The 19,493-nt window shown below is 45.3% G+C and carries 15 protein-coding genes; all 15 read left to right on the top strand.

Going from position 1 to position 19,493, the window contains the following annotated elements; all coding sequences use genetic code 11:
- Positions 1-129: 129 nt before the first annotated feature.
- The 15 genes from BMX95_RS15735 (at position 130) to BMX95_RS15665 (ending at position 19,492) form a co-directional block, all read left to right on the top strand.
- A complete protein-coding gene (locus BMX95_RS15735) occupies positions 130-759 on the top strand; it encodes a hydrolase (protein ID WP_081203391.1) in 630 nt (209 codons plus the stop codon).
- Between the two features lie 20 nt (positions 760-779).
- The gene (locus BMX95_RS15730; protein ID WP_090519456.1) at positions 780-2,153 is read left to right on the top strand and encodes an alginate export family protein; all 1,374 of its coding nucleotides are present in this window, start codon (positions 780-782) and stop codon (positions 2,151-2,153) included.
- Between the two features lie 20 nt (positions 2,154-2,173).
- Positions 2,174-2,920 carry a M17 family peptidase N-terminal domain-containing protein gene (locus BMX95_RS15725; protein ID WP_081203390.1) on the top strand — a complete coding sequence of 249 codons (747 nt, stop codon included), beginning with the start codon at positions 2,174-2,176 and terminating at the stop codon, positions 2,918-2,920.
- A 28-nt stretch (positions 2,921-2,948) separates the two neighbouring features.
- Positions 2,949-4,844: an amidohydrolase gene (locus BMX95_RS15720; RefSeq protein WP_081203389.1), complete on the top strand. Its 1,896-nt coding sequence runs from the start codon at positions 2,949-2,951 to the stop codon at positions 4,842-4,844.
- A 10-nt stretch (positions 4,845-4,854) separates the two neighbouring features.
- Complete coding sequence (locus tag BMX95_RS15715) at positions 4,855-5,289, top strand: DoxX family protein (RefSeq protein ID WP_081203388.1); 435 nt, start codon at positions 4,855-4,857, stop codon at positions 5,287-5,289.
- Between the two features lie 5 nt (positions 5,290-5,294).
- Positions 5,295-5,966 (top strand): YoaK family protein, encoded by a 672-nt coding sequence (locus BMX95_RS15710; protein WP_081203387.1) that lies wholly within the window; start codon positions 5,295-5,297, stop codon positions 5,964-5,966.
- A gap of 38 nt (positions 5,967-6,004) precedes the next feature.
- Positions 6,005-6,397 carry a Rid family hydrolase gene (locus BMX95_RS15705; protein ID WP_081203386.1) on the top strand — a complete coding sequence of 131 codons (393 nt, stop codon included), beginning with the start codon at positions 6,005-6,007 and terminating at the stop codon, positions 6,395-6,397.
- Positions 6,398-6,519: 122 nt separating this feature from the next.
- Positions 6,520-7,116, top strand: coding sequence for an RNA polymerase sigma factor (locus BMX95_RS15700; protein ID WP_081203385.1), 597 nt, complete (start codon positions 6,520-6,522; stop codon positions 7,114-7,116).
- Between the two features lie 101 nt (positions 7,117-7,217).
- Positions 7,218-8,486 carry a FecR family protein gene (locus BMX95_RS15695; RefSeq protein WP_165759069.1) on the top strand — a complete coding sequence of 423 codons (1,269 nt, stop codon included), beginning with the start codon at positions 7,218-7,220 and terminating at the stop codon, positions 8,484-8,486.
- Between the two features lie 269 nt (positions 8,487-8,755).
- Positions 8,756-12,310 (top strand): TonB-dependent receptor, encoded by a 3,555-nt coding sequence (locus tag BMX95_RS15690; RefSeq protein ID WP_081203383.1) that lies wholly within the window; start codon positions 8,756-8,758, stop codon positions 12,308-12,310.
- 27 nt (positions 12,311-12,337) lie between these two features.
- A complete protein-coding gene (locus BMX95_RS15685) occupies positions 12,338-14,401 on the top strand; it encodes a RagB/SusD family nutrient uptake outer membrane protein (RefSeq protein WP_081203382.1) in 2,064 nt (687 codons plus the stop codon).
- A 131-nt stretch (positions 14,402-14,532) separates the two neighbouring features.
- The gene (locus BMX95_RS15680; protein ID WP_081203381.1) at positions 14,533-15,405 is read left to right on the top strand and encodes a helix-turn-helix domain-containing protein; all 873 of its coding nucleotides are present in this window, start codon (positions 14,533-14,535) and stop codon (positions 15,403-15,405) included.
- Between the two features lie 84 nt (positions 15,406-15,489).
- Positions 15,490-16,851 carry a TolC family protein gene (locus BMX95_RS15675; RefSeq protein ID WP_081203380.1) on the top strand — a complete coding sequence of 454 codons (1,362 nt, stop codon included), beginning with the start codon at positions 15,490-15,492 and terminating at the stop codon, positions 16,849-16,851.
- Between the two features lie 17 nt (positions 16,852-16,868).
- On the top strand, positions 16,869-17,912 hold the full coding sequence (locus BMX95_RS15670; protein ID WP_081203379.1) for an HlyD family secretion protein: 1,044 nt from the start codon (positions 16,869-16,871) through the stop codon (positions 17,910-17,912).
- Between the two features lie 2 nt (positions 17,913-17,914).
- Positions 17,915-19,492, top strand: a complete 1,578-nt coding sequence (locus tag BMX95_RS15665; protein WP_081203378.1) for an MFS transporter — start codon at positions 17,915-17,917, stop codon at positions 19,490-19,492.
- Position 19,493: the final 1 nt, after the last annotated feature.

The following is a 19,493-nucleotide window of genomic DNA, read 5'->3' as shown; positions in this document are numbered from 1 at the left end:
ATCAAACGGCTAAAATGTTTTGATGGTGATCTGGCAAATTATGGCACTGGTTTGGAATAAAGAGACAGCTTACATCATGTGAGCTTACTGGTTTCCATATCTAATTCACCATTATAAAACAATTCAACCATGACGATCTCAGATCGGTTACTAACACCCACTAACCATCAACTTGTTTTAATTGATTTTGAAGGCCTGATGGCTTTCTCAGTAGGCAGTATGGATGTAGGTGCATTGCGGACCAACTCGGCCGTTATTGCCGGCGCATCAAAAATCTTCAAGGTGCCTACAACGGTAACAACTGTAGCGGAAAAAACGATCAGTGGACCCGTATTCCCTGACATCATGGAGTTTTATCCGGAGACGGCTAATTACCTGGATCGTACAAATATGAACACGTGGGAAGACAAAGCGGCCTATAAAGCCATCACCAGCATTGGCAGAAAGAAGATCGTAATGGCTGGTATGTGGACTTCCGTTTGTATTGTAGGACCAGTATTATGTGCGATTGCTGAAGGGTATGAAGTATATGTTGTGGCGGATGCCTGCGCCGACGTATCCGTAGAAGCGCATGAAAATGCTATGCAACGTATGATACAGGCAGGTGCCCAGCCAATTACAAGTGTTCAATACCTGCTGGAATTGCAACGCGATTGGGCGAGTATGGAAACATACGACGCCGTAGTCGGTCTTATGCAACGGTTAGGCGGCGCTTACGGTATCGGAATACAATACGCTTATGCCATGCTTAAGCATTAAAGACGGGTAACATACTTACAATGCGGCTGCATAGCTTAAGTTTAGTTATTACAGGGATGTTGGTTTTTCCCGGTGTATCAGGTGCACAGCAGTTCAAATTGCTACGATTTAACGAAGATTACGAGTACCTCGCCAAAGATACCAGCCTCAACAGTTTCGAGCGAACCAAATTCATTCCATTGAATGCCGAGCGGGACGTTATACTCTCGTTTGGGGGCGAGGCGCGGTACGATATGATCTTTACACACAGGGAAAACTGGCGACCTGATGATGGACGCAATCATTCCCTGTTACAACGGTATGACCTGTTTGGTAATCTGCAATGGGGGCAGCGGGTACGAATATTCGGGCAATTGCGCAGTGCATTGGAAACCGGTAACAAATTCGGTCCCGCCCCTGTTGATAAAGATCAACTGAATGTTCAAAATCTTTTTATTGACCTGTTAACCTGGCATCGGGAAAACCGCAGCCTTGGCTTTCGCCTGGGCCGGCAGGAGGTCGATTATGGAAGCGGCCGGCTTGTTTCCGTGAGTGAAGGCACCAATGCGCGGCGGTATTTCACCGGCATTAAAGCCATGTATCATGCGCCTTCATTCGGATTGGACGTATTGGGCATGGCCGATGACGATGTGCAACCGGGTGTATTCGACAACAAGACGCTAAAACAGGTAAACCTGTGGGGCGTTTATACCTGGCTGATCATACCGGCCGGCGGAAATTTTGACTATTACTACCTCGGCACACATCACCTGGGTGTTACCTATCCGGAAGGTACAGCCGATGAAACCAGGCACACGGTTGCCATACGGTACTGGAAATATGGTGGGGGATTTATCTATAACCTGGAAGCTGCTTACCAGTTCGGAAAGTTTGGCACTGGTGATATCAATGCCTGGACAACCGCTATAGACATTGGCTATACGTTTGAAAGGGCCAGGTTCAAACCCACCATCAACCTGCGGAACGATTATATCTCCGGGGATCGAAAAAAAGGGGATGGGAGTTTACAAACCTTCAATCCACTGTATCCAAGAGGTGGTTATTTTGGTTTCAATCCACGTATTGGCCCCGCTAATCTTATCGATTTGCACCCATATGGCACTTTCAATTTTACAGACATGTTCTCTCTGCAATGGGACATGGTATTCAATTGGCGGTATTCTTTGGACGACGGTATTTATACTCCTTCCGGGAAAATTTTCCTGGAGACAAATGGCAGCCGTCAACGCTATACAGGCACCACCTGGTTGCTTAGCATGGATTATGCATTTTCAAAATTCATTAAAATAAGTGTGGGCGTGCAGTATTTTCAGATAGGCCCATTTCTGAAACAACAGATCAGTGAAGCGGTCGATTCCAAATACTTCAATGCGCAGCTCACCTTTAAATTTTAACAGGAAAAAACCAAATCAAAATGAATTGTACACATACGCGTACACGTTGCCATAAAGTAAGCGTACATATATTGGGTGTTTACCTTCTTTCTCTTTCACTTACTTCGATTTCGGCAAATGCACAAACGGGCACGCTGCCTAAAATAGGTACCAGCTCCATCGTTGGGAAAACAGATGGTATCGACATAGAAGCGAAGGTGCAAAGCCCTTCGGCGCAGGCTACACCTTTACAGATAGCCTGTGTATTTGAGTATACGGCTAATGATCTCACTACTCCGCCTGCCCTGCCGGCCAATTTGAATGGTATGTTGCATGTGGATGATGCGTTAAAGGGCCTCATAACCGGGCTGCGTGCCAGCGGTAAATTCAAAGGTTATTTGTATGAGACCCTGCTTATCACGCCTGCACCCGGCACTATGCCCGCCAAACAACTGTTGTTGATTGGCCTGGGCGATCGTAACAAATTCGATCCGGACATCATGTTCACTGTAGGCGCCATCGGCATGCGTGAGGCGTTGAGGCTTGGCGTAACCAGTTATTCACATGCCAGCAACCTGAAAGATGCCGGTGTGGAATCGCCAACGGCAGTGGTAGCATCCAATGTGGTAAAAGGTGCGGTTGAAGCTTACCGCACGCAAGCTTACCTGAAGGAAAAAAATATGTCTGCGTATAAACCTTTAACCAAAATGACCTTGTTATCGGGGCCGGCTTTTTATGAGGTCAGCACACAGGCAATAAAAGAAGCAATGGCCAGCTTCAATAACTAAAAATGTTACCTAACAAAATTTATGCACCATGAAAGCCGATATGATCCTTTATAACGGTAAAATTCATACAGGCAATAAGGAACAACCCGAAGTTACAGCCGTAGCCATTAAGGAAGGAAAATTTATAAAAACCGGTGATGACGCTGCTATGATGCAGTTAGCAGGACCTGATACTGCATTAGTAGACCTGCATAAAAAACGGGCTGTTCCGGGTTTGAACGATTCCCATACGCATCTCATACGGGGTGGACTGAATTATAACCTGGAGCTTCGCTGGGATGGGGTGCCTTCTTTAGCCGACGCGATGCGCATGCTTAAGCAGCAGGTGCAACGCACACCGCCGCCTCAATGGGTTAGGGTAGTAGGCGGCTGGACTGAATTTCAATTTGCAGAACGCAGAATGCCAACCCTTGCGGAGATCAATACCATCGCACCAGATACACCAGTTTTTATTTTGCATTTGTATGACCGGGCACTGTTGAATCGGGCAGCATTGAAAGCGGTAGGATATACCAAAGACACCCCCGCCCCTCCCGGTAGCATCATCGAAAGAGATGCGCACGGCGAACCAACCGGCTTACTGATCGCTTCCCCCAATGCCCTCATCCTGTACGCCACGCTCGCTAAAGGCCCGGTGTTGACTTATGAACAACAGCTAAATTCTTCCCGGCATTTTATGCGGGAGCTGAACCGCTTTGGTATAACCAGCGTCATAGACGCCGGCGGCGGGTTTCAGAATTACCCCAATGATTACAAGGTGATTGAAGAGTTGAAAGCAAAGGAACAACTCACTGTTCGCATCGCATATAATCTCTTTACCCAACACCCTAAACAAGAACTGGAAGATTTTGGGCACTGGACAAAAAATATACCATTACATCAGGGAGATGATATGTATCGCCATAACGGCGCAGGAGAAATGCTTGTTTTTTCTGCAGCAGATTTTGAAGACTTTCTGCAACCGCGCCCCGACCTTCCTGAGAACATGGAGGCTGAACTGGATAGAGTGGTACGCCTGCTGGTAAGCAATAAGTGGCCATTCCGGCTTCATGCAACTTATAATGAAAGCATTACCCGCTTTCTCAATGTATTTGAAAAAGTGAACCGCGACATTCCCTTTGATGGTTTGCACTGGATCATCGATCACGCAGAAACCATTGATGAACATAATATAGAACGTGTTAAAAAACTAGGTGGTGGCATAGCCATACAAAGCAGAATGGCATACCAGGGCGAATACTTTACTGATCGCTATGGAGCGGCCAAGGCCGCCATGACACCGCCTGTAAAACGGATGCTGGAAATGGATGTGCCTGTAGGCACCGGCTCCGATGCTACACGCGTAAGCAGCTATAATCCATGGATGACCATATACTGGCTTACTGCCGGTAAAAGCGTAGGTGGTATGCAGTTATATGATGAAAGGAATAAACTGAACCGGGAAACAGCCCTGGCCCTTCATACCCAGGGTAGCGCCTGGTTCTCTACAGAGCAGGACAAAAAAGGACGCATTAAAACAGGCATGCTGGCAGATATAGTGGTGCTGGATGCCGATTACTTCAGCATTGCCGATGAGGCAATAAAAGCAATAGAGGCCGAGTTGACGATCCTGGGTGGAAAAATAGTATATGCAAAAGGAGATTTCTCTTCTATGGCACCTCCGCCGCTTCCTGTTTCACCCGACTGGTCGCCGGTAAGCCAGTATGGAGGTTATTATTCGGCTGCAAAAAATAAAAGATCAGGCGCAGCCTCACAACAGGCCTTCGCCGGCGCTGATGCAGCTGTTACCTCGCAGGTACATTGTTGCAGCGGCAGCTGTACTGTTCATGGCCATGATCATGACCGCGCCCGGCTTAACCCAGTACCTGTTAACAATTTCAACGCTTTCTGGGGCGCGCTTGGATGTTCCTGTTTTGCATTCTAAATAGTTTATTATGGATCATGTTATACAACTTGTTTTTTATTCTGATCTTGGAAGTGATTTTAATAATGTCGCTTTCCTGGTTTTCAGAATTCTTTTTGCAATTGAATTGTTCCGGGTGCATGGCTTGAAAAAATTTCGTTTGGAGAACGGACAGCGGGAACACGTGCCCAATCCATTACACCTGCCTGAAAAACTAAATGGATTGGTGGCCGGGTTATCTGACACAGTTGTGCCTTTTCTTATTATACTGGGAGTGGCAACAAGGTTGGCGGTAATACCCACCATAGGAGTAACCAGCATTGGCTACTTTATAGTGCACAGAAAAGATAACCTCGAAGTGCGTGATGTCCCTTACATCTACACGATCTGTCTTCTACTCCTTCTTTTTTTAGGCGCTGGCCGGTTTTCTATTGATGGAATTATTTTTTATAAACTCTTTAATTGAATAAAATGTCCCGTATCAACTGGGTTACGTTCCTGCTTGCCTGGGTAGCCGGGTTTTGCGATACAGCCACCTTTATTGCTGGTGATTCTATTTTTTCGGCGCATGTTACCGGCAACTTTATTGTATTTGCAGCCCAGGTCGTTTCTGATAGCCATACGGTGGAATCGTGGGTTAAAGTGCTCACCTTTCCGGTTTTTGTGATGGCGGTTATGACTGGTGGCTGGTTGGCTGAAAGATCGCCAGGGAAGTACAAATTGTTGTTTATCGAGGGGCTCGTTTTAACGATCTCCGGAATAATGGCCCTTGTATCTCCATTATTGAAAACCATTGATCAAAACCTATTAAGTTATGTTATAGTGATGATCGCGGTATTTGGAATGGGTTTGCAAAATGCCTTCGGCAAATTATTTGCTAAAGAAACGCATGGGCCAACTACCATGATGACAGGAAATGTTACACAGGCTTCCCTGGACCTTGGTCGCCTGATATGGAATTGGGGAACTGGTGACGGAACTGTGTGGAGCAGTTTTAAAAAGCAACTGGTTGTCATCGGCGGATTTTTAGCTGGTTGTTTATTGGGGGCGGTGTTAGCCAAATGGATTGGCTTAAGCGCTATTGTGATACCGGGCCTAGCCACCGTCGTTTGCTATGTTGTTAAGCGGAACCCAAATGCTTAGTTAAGAAACCAATTGTTTATTTAAATAAATTAAGGCATATGAAAAAGGAAGAAAAACAAATTCAAAACTTCGGAATGCCCTGGGAAGATGACTATGGTTATGCCCAGGCGGTAAAAAAGGGCGATACTGTCTGGATCTCAGGGCAACTTGGCCACGATGAAAAAGGTGCGTTGGTTAATGGTATGGAGGCACAAATGAAGCAGACCTATGCTAATATCAATAACTTATTGTCCAGATTCAACATGACAGTAGACGATGTGGTGGAAGAAGTGTTATTTGTAACGGATATGCAGTCGGCTTTTGAGGCGCGCAAAAACAACAAAGCGGAATTTTATCCTAACCCTAAAAGTGTAGCAAGTACAATTGTTGCAGTGAATGGACTGGCATTACCGGGCCAGTTGGTTGAGATCAAAATTATTGCCCGCCAGTAACTTGATTACATTTTATACTTTAAAAAAAAGCCATCGGATATTCCGGTGGCTTTTTTTTAGTAACGGAGCGTTCCTTTTATCCTAAAATTGAAGTAAGTTTACAGCGGTCATAGGGAGATAAAGTGTTGGATAATAGTCAAATAAATACCGAAAAAGAATTGTTCTCGCGCATTGCGCAGGGAGATGAAGAAGCATTTAATACCCTGTTTCACCGGTATGTGCCGCGCCTGCATACGCTCATCATGAAAATAACCAGGTCAGAAGGCGTGGCAAAGGACATTATCCAGGAAGTGTTTCTGTATTTATGGATTGACCGTGAATCGCTTGCCGAAGTAGATGTGCCACAAAACTGGATCTTTAAAATGGCTTATAACCGCTCGTACACCTGGTTGTCGAAGCAGGTTTCCCGCAACCAGAAATACAACGAATTCAAACTACAAAATCCGGTTGAAGGAGAAGACAGCCTGGAGAATACCGTTTCCCTCCACGAAACTGCCAGGCTGATTCAGGAAGCGACCTCCTTGTTACCTGAACAGGCGAGGAGAATCTTTCAATTAAGCCGTGAAACCGGGTTAAAAGCTGCCGAAGTGGCTGACCAACTGAATATTTCTGTGCAAACTGTTCGCAACTCACTCGTGCGTTCAGTAAAATTCATCAAGGATTACCTCACCCAGCATGGTATTTTACTGCCAGCTTTGCTAATCTTAATTATTTTATAATTTTTTTTTGAAACCATAGGTATGTTTTCATTTCCCACGGTACATTATAACAGGGCAGGGAATGTAGCGTACTTTTTTTGACCCTAATTCAATAAATGTCGATGGAACAATTCCTAAAAGACGAATTGCTTGTACTGTTGGAGAAAGCCAGGGCTGGCCATGCCACCGGAAATGACTATTCCCGGATTGCAGCGATCATCAATGCCGACCAAACGGGGGAGTTGATCGCCGAGGCTGATTCTTTTTTCGCGCAGGAGCATACTATTCCGTCACAACTTATTGAACCCTATAACTACGATTACTGGCAAAAGGCTTTCCTTCAAATAAAGGAAACCTGGCAACAACAAAACACACAACCGGCAACAATTCGCCGCATCCCGGGCGTGATTCGTTACTGGTGGGTTGCTGCTTCTGTCTTACTCTTATTATCTGCCGGCACTTACTTTCTTACAAAAAAAAATCCTCCTCAGCCAATAGCAGGGGCATATAAGATTTTACCTGGTAAAGATGGTGCCATTTTAACGCTGGCTGATGGATCACAGGTGTTATTAGATAGTATTCAAAATGGAGTTATCGCTCAGCAAGCCGGTAAAACTGCTAAAATAGTAGACGGCACATTAATGTATGAAGGCAGCGGGTCTGCAGTTGTATATAATGTTATGTCAACGCCGAAAGCCCGTAAATTCCACTTGATATTACCCGATGGAACAAATGCCTGGCTGAACAGCGCCAGTTCAATAAAATATCCCACCACATTTACCGGCAATGAGCGCAAGGTTACTATAACTGGTGAAGTATATTTTGAAGTAGCCCATAACGCAGCAATGCCCTTCCGGCTAAATGTAAATAACCAGGCGCAGATAGAAGTATTAGGCACACATTTTAATGTAAAGGCTTATGATGATGAGCCGGTAATCAATACAACATTATTAGAAGGTTCCATTTCTATAACATTGTCACCCAACCAAACCAGTCAACCCGGTAAGAAAGCGCCGCTCATTCTTAAGCCCGGTCAGCAGGCGCAGATACTGATAGATCAAAAGAAATTGCAGTTGAACGATGCTGCGAAAAAAACAACCAGCCAGGAAGCACAACCCGGATTGAAGATGGTAGATAACACCGATATAGATCAGGTGATGGCCTGGAAAAACGGGGTGTTCGATTTCAATGATATCAGTTTCCAGGATGCCATGGCGCAATTGGAACGTTGGTACGACATAGAAGTGGTTTATGAAAATGGGATCCCAACCGATGTGGAACTGAATGGAAAGATGACCAAAGATATCACGTTGAACGAGTTAGTGACGGTTTTAGAAAAGATAGGCGTGAAGTGCCGGTTGGAAGGAAGAAAGTTGTTGATCCAGCGATAAGGAAAAAATACCTTATCAACAGCGTAAAGTATAATACGCTGGTCTTTAAATGTAAACGTTTACTTTTATCCGGCTACGGATAAGTACTTATAAGAGCGAATAATACTGCCTAAATAAAAACGATTGCTATGCAAAAATCACACATTACATAACACCTGTTGGGTTAAACCAAAACCGGAAGTGTCGTTACCACTTCCGGCAGTATGTTTAATTGCCCAAAACGAAAGTCTATAGTTCTCCATTTTTTAACAACCAAACGTTTGCAACTTATGCAAAAAAAATCAATTGGTTCCGGATTTTCTATGCCCTGGCATTACCTGGCTAATCGATTGCCTGATTGTGGGGGAGGGTTCAACGGAACCATCACCAAAAGACTGCTTCGCGCGATGAAATTGACTATCTTATTTATTACAGTTGCTATCTTCTCGGCCCATGCTGAGGGAACAGCCCAAAACATTACACTCTCCGGTAAAGACCTGTCGCTAAAACAGGTTTTCTCTGCAATTGAAAAACAAACCGGATATGTTATATTCAACAACAAGCGTGATCTGGATGAATCGAAAACTGTAAGTATAACAGCCAACAATCTTCCATTGAAAGATGTGCTGGAGATCGTACTGAAAGATCAACCCCTTGAATATTCCATCAAGGGAAAAACAATCGTACTGTCACGTAAAGTGCCTGTTGTTATTGAAGAAGTGGAAGCACGTGTTCCTATTACGGGAACTGTGGTTGATGCAAAAGGAAACCCGCTCGATAATGTGTCTGTTGTAATTAAAGGAAAGAATAAAGTGGGTACTACTACCAATTCAACAGGTGAGTTTAAAATTGATGCCGATCAGGGTGATGTGCTGGTATTCTCAATTGTAGGTTACCTGCAACAGGAGATAACAGTTGGAAAGAATACCAACGTCAGTATTTCGCTGAATCCCATCGATGCAAAACTGGAAGAAGTAGTGGTGATTGGTTATGGTGCTCAAAAGCGGAGAGACCTTACGGGTGCTATTGCATCTGTAAAACCTGAAGAGATCACTGCCCGCCCTGGCCCCAACCCAATGGAATCATTGCAGGGCAGGGTAGCCGGTTTGGATATTACCAAACCATCAGGCCAGCCCGGCGCTCCGCTTAACATTCAACTACGTGGTAACAGGTCAATCAATGCCAGCGGTACGCCGTTGTTTATTATCAATGGGTTGCCTGGCGACTATTCTACCTTAAACCCTTATGACATCGAGTCTATAGAAGTGTTGAAAGACGCGTCTTCCACGGCGGTATATGGTTCTGCCGGTGCAAACGGGGTGATCATCATTACCACAAAGAGCGGTAAGGCTGGAAAATTAGCCATCGATTTCAATACTTATTACGGAAGCAATGGATGGAGTGTAACTCCGAAAATGCGTACCGGCGAAGATTATCTGCAAACCAAACGCGATGCTTACAGCTATGTATGGGATGCCGCAAGCAGTCAATGGACAAAAACCGGCGCTTTGTGGCAATCACCGGCAGATGATGAAAAGATCTTTGGTGCTTCAAGATGGGACCTTTACCAGCAGGGCCAGTGGGCAGACTGGGCAGACCTGTTCCTCCAAAAAAACGCCCGCACCCAAAACTACAGCCTGGGTATTTCCGGGGGTAACGAAAAGACCAAAGGCTACATGTCATTCAACTACACCAATGAAAAAGGACAATATGTAGGCGACGACTATAAACTCTTTTCAACCACTATGCGTCTGGACCATAAAGTGAAGAGCTGGGTATCTGTAGGAGCCAACCTCACCGCATCTTATGTGAACAGAAATAAAGCGCTGGATAAACTGGAGAACGCGCTGGTAACGGATCCATTGGCGAGACCCTATAATGACGATGGCACCCTGAATACCAATCTGGGGAATAACGTATATAACCTGTTGCTTAACCAGCAACCCGGGGTATACAGCAATTTAGATAACAACCTTAAGTTGTATATAAATCCTTACATCGAGATCAGGCCATTGAAAGGATTAAGCTATTTGAGCCGTTTGAGCACCTTCCTTACTTACAATAATACCTACCGGTTCGATGGGAAAGGTTCCGTAGCATATACTTACAACAATGCCGGTGTTGCCAAAGGCGAGGTTGATCAGGACCGTGCTGTAGGCTACCAATGGGAAAACATTTTGACCTATAATTTCAAGGTGGCGCATGATCACGCATTTACCGTAACCGGCATCACTACCTGGTATAACAACGAGAATACCAAAACCAAGATGTTCCAAACCGGCATACAGTTTAACAATTACAAATGGTACAAACTGCCTGGTGACTCTACTACAACAGCCACGTCGGAATTCAACATGTCGAAAACGCTTGGTTTTATTGGTCGGATCAACTATGCATATCAGGGTAAATACCTGTTCTCCGCTACCATCCGCCGCGACGGTTCATCCGTATTATATAAGGACAACCGGTGGGATAACTTCCCTGCCGTTTCAGCCGGCTGGCGCATTTCCGACGAGTCGTTCATGGATGGAACAAAGAGCTGGTTGAATAGCCTAAAAGTGCGGGTAGGCTGGGGTGTTACCGGCACCGCAAAAATTGATCCTTATAGCTCTGTGGCCAACCTGGAATATCTCAATATGTCGTTGGGTGGTGTTGGGGTGCCCATGTTCCGCAACTCCGCTTACCTTACCAATCCCGATTTAGGATGGGAAAAGTCTTACAATACAAATATCGGGGTAGACGCTTCTTTCCTGAACAACCGGATAGATATGTCACTGGATGTGTATAACACAAAGACCAAAGGCGTTATCTACGGTGTTACAGCCCCCATCATTTACGGACAGTATAACGCCTCTACGCAGTATAAGACCAATATCAATGTAGCTTCAACGCAGAACAAGGGTATAGAGCTGGCATTGAACACCCGTAATATTGTTACCAAAGATTTTAACTGGACCTCAGCAATTGCCTTTTCCTATAACAAGGAAAAGATCCTGGCATTGACCGGTGGTGTTGCCAATAACATCGTTAATGGTGATAATAACCAGTACTCCCTTACTATAGGTCAGCCGGTAAACTCATTCCGCAACTATAAATTGGATGGCATCTGGCAGATCGGTCAGGAGAAGGATGCTGCTGCATTTGGTAAACGTCCCGGCGACATTCATGTAGATGTGCCCGGTTTAACCCGCCTGGAAGAAGGTGTATATACCAAGAACGACGCAAACGGTAACCTGGTTTACTATTATGCTGATCTGGCTGCTGCGCAGAAATTCAATCCTGCACTCACCGCTGCTAAAAATACCTATGGCGTTAGCCCTACCGATTACCAGATCGTGGGCCATAACTCACCAAACTGGTCGCTTGGTTTCCAGAACGGATTCAGCTACAAAAATTGGGAGTTGAGCGTATACTCCTATTTCAGATGGGGACAAACCATCAGTTATAATATGATGGGCTGGTATCAGCCAAATGGTTTTGCAACCACAGCAAGCCCTTCCAGAACAATTCCTACATACTTTAACTACTGGACCCCAACGAATGCATCTAACGACTTCCCGGTAATGAATTACCTGGAAACATCGGGTTCGTTAACTGGCTTCTCCGGTTTGAACTATGTGGATGGATCATTCTTTAAAGTTAAAAATATCACGCTGGCTTACAACATGCCCCGGGATCTTATAAAAAAGCTGTCGTTGGAGAAGTTCCGTGTATATGGCACTATTACCAACCCTTTGATTGTAACAAAGAGTCCTTTGTTAAAACAGTATGATCCGGAAATGAACGGTTCGCTCGAGTATCCATTGACTAAACAATTGGTGGTGGGCCTGAATGTGACATTTTAATTGTCGAATGATTAAAAACAGCGTTATATGAAAATTAAGAACACAAGAAGTTTACTATATAAATCCCTCTTCGGTTTAAGCATAGCACTTTCCGTTACCGCATGTAAACTGGATGAGTACAACCCGATCTCTTTATCGGAACAGGACCAGCTCAGTAAATACGATGGCTGGAAAGCGTATCAGAATAATTGTTATACCGGGCTCTGGGGAACAATTATCAGTATGCCCTATGGGCTATGTTCAGAAGTGGGCACTGATATGTGGACATCCCCGAATAGCAGCATTACCTATAAGGAGATCATAAGTTACCAGGACCTGACCACCGGTTTCAACCTCGTGGGCAACGTCTGGAATTATGCCTGGGGTTCCATCAAGGATTGCAATAAGACCATTCAGCTGGCGCCTAACCTCTTAGATGGTAAAGCTTCGGATATCAGTACACTGGTAGCAGAAGCAAAATTCCTGCGGGCTTACTATTATTCAGTGCTGGTGGTTCAGTTTGGTGAGTTACCACTGGTATTAACTGACGATCCTACAAAAAATCTGAGTCCTACGCGTAACAGCGTTCCTGACATCTATGCACAGATCATTTCCGACCTGCGGGATGCGTTTAACAACCTGCCAGTGGCGCCTTTTGAAAACAATCCACAGCGCGTGACCAAAAAAGCGGCGTTGGGAATGCTTGCCCGGGTATATGCTCAGGGGGCAGGGGAAGACCTGAAGGAAGGCGGAAAATCTTATTGGGTTCGGGCAAAGGAATGTGCCGACAGCCTGATCAGCAACATGGGCACTTATGGCGCCGCTATGTATGATGATTTTGCAAAGGTGTTTGCATCAGCCAACAACAGAAATAACTTGGAAGTATTATTCACCGCATATGGACTGAACCCTTATAGCGCATCCTATTCTGTTTCTACCGCCAATTCAAAACCCAATTTGTACCTGCACTATTATCCCAAGATAGATGATGCATTCGATCCAAAGGATGGGTTTTTAAAAAGGACTGTAAACTCAAACACCTCCAATGCTTACTATGGACGTTTGAACCAGGCGTTTGTTGCACCAACCAAATACCTGATCAATTGCTTCAATGCAAACTATGATAAGCGCTGGGAAAATACCTTTCAAACAGCCTTTGCCAATTATTCAGGTGTTCAGGCTATTGCCAGCCTGGGAAGCGGTGTACCTTCACCTGCCAACGTAAAATACATCGATGCCGTTATTACTATTGATCAGAACATGTGTAACAAATATGGTATCGATCCCAGGAATATAGGCAAGAAGATCTATCCCTATGAAGATGTGGATGCAAAAAATGCTTCCAAAGACGCAACCTGGCAATACATTCCGCAGATCTGGAATAAAGGTGCTACAACCGGAGTGACAGCGGGAAATTTAACAACGCCTGCCAATGCGAATGTGCATCCCTATCCATTGGCCCAGGATGAAAACCGGTTCTTTGTATATCTCAGCAAAGACAAACTCACTGCCGCCGATAAGGCCGATCGCGCGTATGCCACCATTAATATCGACGATCTGTTCGATCCTTCAGATCCTACAGGCAGTACTTACTATACGAACAGAGCTGGCAATGGCTTAGCCAATCCCGCTTTTGCAGGCATATTCCCTGCCATGCAGAAGTTCAATCATAACTTCGATGGCGGCTGGTTAGGTGCCGACTTTCAACGTAAGCTGGGCAATATTATGATCATGCGTATGGCCGAAGTGTATTTGATAGCGGCAGAAGCTACCATGCACACCACTGGCGACGGAGCAGCAACTGCCGGTTACCTGAATGTATTACGTAAACGCGCTGTTCGCAATCCGGCCGACTTCAACGTGGGTACTGGTATGGAGTTAACATCAGCCACTATGAACGATGTATTTGATGAATACGCCCGTGAATTGTGCGGTGAATTCACCCGCTGGGCGTTGTTGAAACGTAATAAAGCGTTTGAGACCCGCTTGCAGACTTACAACAAAAGAGCTGCCGCGAATTTCATTCCTGCAAAACACTATGTTCGTCCTATTCCATTTAACTTCCTGAACCAGATCAACAATGCACCTGAGTTCGGAACGAATGGATACTAATTGAAGTTTCATTGATTAGCAGACATACAGCTCCGATAAGCCGGTAAGCGGATGTCGGAATCTCAAAAAAAGGATCGCTATCTAGCGGTCCTTTTTTATTTACCTTTACTGCTTCATGAAACCCTACGCTCATGGGCGCGATAAAAACCTTTACACTTTCAACACATAGCCGGCTGTTCTCAGTGCCTGATACCAATAAGGAATATCTTTTTGTGGAGGCTGGCAAACATCCCTATTACGCAGAACCTTATCGCGCCGAAAGTTATGCGATCGTTTTTATAAAAGAGGGAGGTGTAAGACTAAATGCAGGGCTGTCATCGATGGATGTCGATGCACCGGCTATGATCACTCTGGGCCCATCTGTTATCAGGTTTTTTACAAAACGTACCGACCTGTTGAAAATGGATGTTGTTTTTTTCAAAGACACCTTTTTGCTGGAACAACATGTGGACCCCTTATTCCTGACGCGGTTTGATTTTTTTGAAAATATTGAGCGCCCAACTTTGCCCCTGCAGGAACCCTTTTTGACGAAATACACCAAAATATTTGAGCTGTTTCAACTAACACAAACCACTACAGATTTTCATCAGACACAAATCATTCGCAGCTACATCTTCGCATTGATCTATGAAGTGGATGCCTATTACCGCCTGCATGCAGGTGACGAACCGGCTGTACCAACAGCCCATCCGTTGTTTACAAAATTCAGGCAACTGCTCAGGCAGCATTATATGCAGCACCACAAACTGGATTTTTATGCCAGTCAATTACATCTTGCTCCCAAGTCGCTTTCTGCGGCCATTAAAAAACACACCGGCAAGTCGGCCGGAAAATGGATCGATGAAGCCGTCATGCTGGAAGCAAAAGTCTTACTGCAGAATAAAACACTTACGGTGTCCCAGGTAAGCGGGATGCTGAACTTCTCCGACCAATCCGTTTTTGGTAAATTCTTTCGGGCAAATGCCGGGATGACGCCGGTTGAATACCGGAAAAAGCTGTCATAAGCCATTTCGACGAACACTGAGGCGATCCGGTCTACCATTGATTCAACATTAGTTAGAACTTTGTGTCCGTGAAATCTTTGATATATGCGTTCTAACATTTACATCGGCAGTAAGCGCCGGTTGTCGATTATAGCTCTTGGGCTGATTATTTTTTTGTTCACGACAGGGATCGCACATGCGCAAACTGTTGATGGCAACAAGTACCAACTAACGCTTGCAGAAGCGATCCGGTTTGCAAAAAGCCAGAACAAATTGGTGCAGGTGGCCACACTGGAAGAAAGCGCTGCAAAAGAAGATCGAAAAGATGCTTATAACGCCGCATTACCTGCCATTACTGCCAATGGCTCTTACCAGCGTTTCTCTCAATTAACACTATTTACAGACGGGCTTAGTCACTCCACAACAGGGCCAAGAAAACCATCAGCCAATGGGGCGGCCCTGGGTATCGATGCGCTTTTTAATATTTACAGTGGCGGCAAACAACGGGCCTTACAAGATGAGCAGCAATCCCGTGTTCACCTGGCCAGGTTGAATACCCTGGACCAGTCGGGCAGTATAGCGCTACAAACAGCGCATCAGTATTTAGAGCTGGTGCGACTGAACGATCTGCAAAAACTGATTCTCGATCAGCTCAACCGGGCGCAAACCCGTTTGAATAATATAAACTCGCTGTACAAAAACCAAAAGGTTACAAAAAGTGATGTGTTGCGTGCCGAGGTGGTTTTGTCGAATGTGCAACTCTCCTTACAGGAAAATGAAAATGATCTTACCATTACCAACCGGAAACTGGATGTGTTGTTAAATATACCTGATTCCGTTCGTATTGCACCGGTAGATTCGGCCGGTATGCCAAAACCAGCCATTGATTCCCTGTTGCCATTCATCGAGTCGGCAGGTGTTACTGCTTATAGCGTGCAAAAAATTAAGGAAAATATTGAACTGCAAAAAGCCAGGGTAAAAGGGGTTGAAAGTAGTAATAAGCCGAGCATCGGTTTTTATACGGCTTACGGATTGAACTACCCGAATTATCTGTTCTTTCCGCCGGTTAATCAGGCCTATGCCATTGGGTTCGTGGGGTTGAAAGCGCAATACAGCATTTCATCACTCTATCACAATAAAAGTAAAGTAGCGGCGGCAAAGCTCCGGGAAAGGGAGTTGGAAGTACAACAGCAGGCCAATAATGACAATGTGCGTACGGAGGCCAGCTCCTATTATATCAAATACACAGAGGCACTTACCAGGATTGCCGTCAATGAGCGATCAGTAGAACAGGCGCAGGTAAACTACAGGATCGTAAATACAAAATACCTGAATCAGCTTTCGTTGTTGACCGACCTGCTGGATGCGGATAATTTGTACCAGGAGTCGCGGTTCAATATGATCAGGGCCCAAACGAACGCATTGAACATTTACTATAACATCCTTTACATCAGCGGTAATTTATAAGGGAACAATTCAGATAAATGGAAAAAGTAAAACATAAAATACACCCGGGTAATATTGTTTTAACGGCAATAGCAGCCTTGGTCATTGTTGCGGGTGCCATCTTTCTCATTCGATATTGGCGTTACAGTGCGCATTACGAAGAAACAAATGATGCGCAGGTGGAATCATACATCAACCCCGTGAGCGCAAGAGCGGGTGGTTATATTCAAAAGGTTTGTTTTGATGAACACCAGCTGGTAAAACCGGGCGATACGCTGGTGATACTGGACGACAGGGAATACCGTACCCAGTTAAAGGTGGCCGAAGCAGCTATGGAAGATGCCAATGCACAACTAACGGTGCTGGCCGCCAATATACATTCGGCGGAAACAGGCACCCGGGTAAATGAGGACCAGATAAAGGGCGCGCAGGCCAGGTATGTACAACAGCAACAGGACATCAGGCGCTATACCAACCTGGTAAACGAAGAAGCGGCAACCGGAGCAGAACTGGAACAGGTAAAGGCCCGGTACGATGTGGCAGAAAGTGATTACAGCGCCGCCCAAAATGGTTTAAAGACAAACGTGGCGCGGATCGCAGAACTGAAAACGCATTTTGCATTGCTGCAGGCAGATATAAAACGAAAACAGGCAGCATTGGAACTGGCCCGGCTGAATATGTCGTATACCGTTATCCGGGCGCCCTATGCCGGCCGGTTGGGCCGCAAGAATATCCTGGAAGGACAGCAAATTCAACCCGGGCAACCCCTGGTGAGTATTATAAATGAAGGCGAGAAATGGATCACCGCAAATTATAAAGAAACGCAAGTTGAAGGGATGTACGTAGGACAGGCAGTGGAGATCAGGATCGATGCGATAGCCGGCAGAGTATTTAATGGAAAGATCACGGCTATCGCAGGCTCCACTGGTGCACGTTTTTCGTTGTTGCCGCCCGATAACTCTACCGGCAATTTTGTAAAGATCATTCAGCGGGTACCCGTAAAAATTGAATTTGAAGGAAAGGACGCAGAAAGCGTACTGCCCGGAATGAATGTAATTGTGGCTGTTAAAAAAAGAGCTTGATCATGAAACCTGCATATTTTAAACCGTGGATAAACAATTGGGACTGGGGCATCCGGATCGCGTTATTGCTGATCCTGCTCTCTGCCCTCATGCAGTTGGGCTTGTTTGCCCTAACCGGTAATTATATTGCCGCTTATTTAGGCGCACAACCCGAAGATGTTTCATTTTGCTTACTATCCACTTATTCAGGGATCATTGCCGTTATACCCTTGCAGTTTCGCCTGCTGCGATATTTCGAAATGCGCGGGTACCTCATTTGTAATATCCTGCTGGCTATTTTATTGAATTGTCTCTGTATCGGGTGCCAAGATATAACCTGGTTATTTGTTATCAGGTTCCTGCAGGGTATCCTGGTAGGAAGTATTAACGTATCGGTGTTGATCCTGATCTTTTCCCGCGTGCCCACACCACGGGCGCAGCTGATTGGTTCAGCCGTATTTTATCCGGCCATCCTGGGCAATATTGTGCTGGTAGGGTTAATAGCAGGATTGGTACTTGATTATGCAGACTGGAAGGGAACTTACTATTGCCTGATCGGCATACAATTGTTAACGCTCGTTATTGCTTTGTTGATGCTGCGGCGACATGCAGGTCACCGGCGGTTTCCCCTGTACCAGGTAGATTGGGCGGGGTCTATTCTGATGGCTTGTAGTTTATTGGCACTGGCCTATACGTTTGTGTATGGTTCTAAATACTACTGGTTTGAAGATCCGCGTATTTGTGTAAGCGGTGGTATTACCGCAGTGGGCATTTTGCTGTTCCTGTACAGACAAAGCATCCTGAAACGACCGTTGATCCACCTCGGCGTTTTCAAATCTATTCATTTTGTAACAGGGCTTTGTTTACTGGGCATTTATTATGGCGGTAAAGACAGTATCAACCTGGTTTATAACTACGCATTTGGTATCCTTAAATGGAGCCCGGTTCAGGTAATAACGCTGGGGTTGTGCAATATTGCCGGCATGGTTTGTTTGTCGGTGTTTGCTACGCAGATGATAATTCGCAAAAAACTGACCATCCAGTATTTTCTGGTAACCGGATTTGGGATCCTCGGCCTGTTCAATATATGGATGTGGTTTATATTAACCCCCGACTTATCCTTTACCAACCTGTTATTCCCCATGTTTCTGCAGGGTGCAGCATCGGGATTGCTGTTTGTGCCGGTCATCATATATATTCTTACCTCGGCACCGGGGTTTAGCGGTACCAGTGGCATCGTGTTGGCTGCATGTACCCGGTTTATTGCAACTATTAATTCAATAGCAGGATTGTACAACCTGCAGTTATACTATAATCAATACTTCAGAGAAGGATTTTTGGGCAACATTACAGGAGATAATCAAAATACAGTGACGCGTTTGAACACTTATCAATCGCTGTATGTTTCAAAAGGATATTCGCCGCAACAGGGATCGGGTATTGCCCTTGGCGCTTTATGGCAGAATCTTGGCCAGCAAAGCCAGTTGTTAACCAACCGGGCCATATTTATGACGTTTGCCCTCCTGTTGCTGGTAACGGCCGTGCTGATTTTGTTTGTACCAGCTGCTGCCAAAACATGGAAGTATTCAACACATAATTAAC

The sequence above is a fragment of the Niastella yeongjuensis genome (genome assembly GCF_900110245.1).
GTDB classification, from domain to species: domain Bacteria; phylum Bacteroidota; class Bacteroidia; order Chitinophagales; family Chitinophagaceae; genus Niastella; species Niastella yeongjuensis.
The sequence above is the reverse complement of the archived record's forward strand: the minus strand, read 5'-3'. Positions and strand labels throughout refer to the sequence as shown.

Bases quoted from the DNA above. Each gene is read 5' to 3' on its own strand.
- BMX95_RS15735 (WP_081203391.1), top strand. From the start codon at position 130: ATGACGATCTCAGATCGGTTACTAACACCCACTAACCATCAACTTGTT.
- BMX95_RS15730 (WP_090519456.1), top strand. From the start codon at position 780: ATGCGGCTGCATAGCTTAAGTTTAGTTATTACAGGGATGTTGGTTTTT.
- BMX95_RS15725 (WP_081203390.1), top strand. From the start codon at position 2,174: ATGAATTGTACACATACGCGTACACGTTGCCATAAAGTAAGCGTACAT.
- BMX95_RS15720 (WP_081203389.1), top strand. From the start codon at position 2,949: ATGAAAGCCGATATGATCCTTTATAACGGTAAAATTCATACAGGCAAT.
- BMX95_RS15715 (WP_081203388.1), top strand. From the start codon at position 4,855: ATGGATCATGTTATACAACTTGTTTTTTATTCTGATCTTGGAAGTGAT.
- BMX95_RS15710 (WP_081203387.1), top strand. From the start codon at position 5,295: ATGTCCCGTATCAACTGGGTTACGTTCCTGCTTGCCTGGGTAGCCGGG.
- BMX95_RS15705 (WP_081203386.1), top strand. From the start codon at position 6,005: ATGAAAAAGGAAGAAAAACAAATTCAAAACTTCGGAATGCCCTGGGAA.
- BMX95_RS15695 (WP_165759069.1), top strand. From the start codon at position 7,218: ATGGAACAATTCCTAAAAGACGAATTGCTTGTACTGTTGGAGAAAGCC.
- BMX95_RS15690 (WP_081203383.1), top strand. From the start codon at position 8,756: ATGCAAAAAAAATCAATTGGTTCCGGATTTTCTATGCCCTGGCATTAC.
- BMX95_RS15685 (WP_081203382.1), top strand. From the start codon at position 12,338: ATGAAAATTAAGAACACAAGAAGTTTACTATATAAATCCCTCTTCGGT.
- BMX95_RS15680 (WP_081203381.1), top strand. From the start codon at position 14,533: ATGGGCGCGATAAAAACCTTTACACTTTCAACACATAGCCGGCTGTTC.
- BMX95_RS15675 (WP_081203380.1), top strand. From the start codon at position 15,490: ATGCGTTCTAACATTTACATCGGCAGTAAGCGCCGGTTGTCGATTATA.
- BMX95_RS15670 (WP_081203379.1), top strand. From the start codon at position 16,869: ATGGAAAAAGTAAAACATAAAATACACCCGGGTAATATTGTTTTAACG.
- BMX95_RS15665 (WP_081203378.1), top strand. From the start codon at position 17,915: ATGAAACCTGCATATTTTAAACCGTGGATAAACAATTGGGACTGGGGC.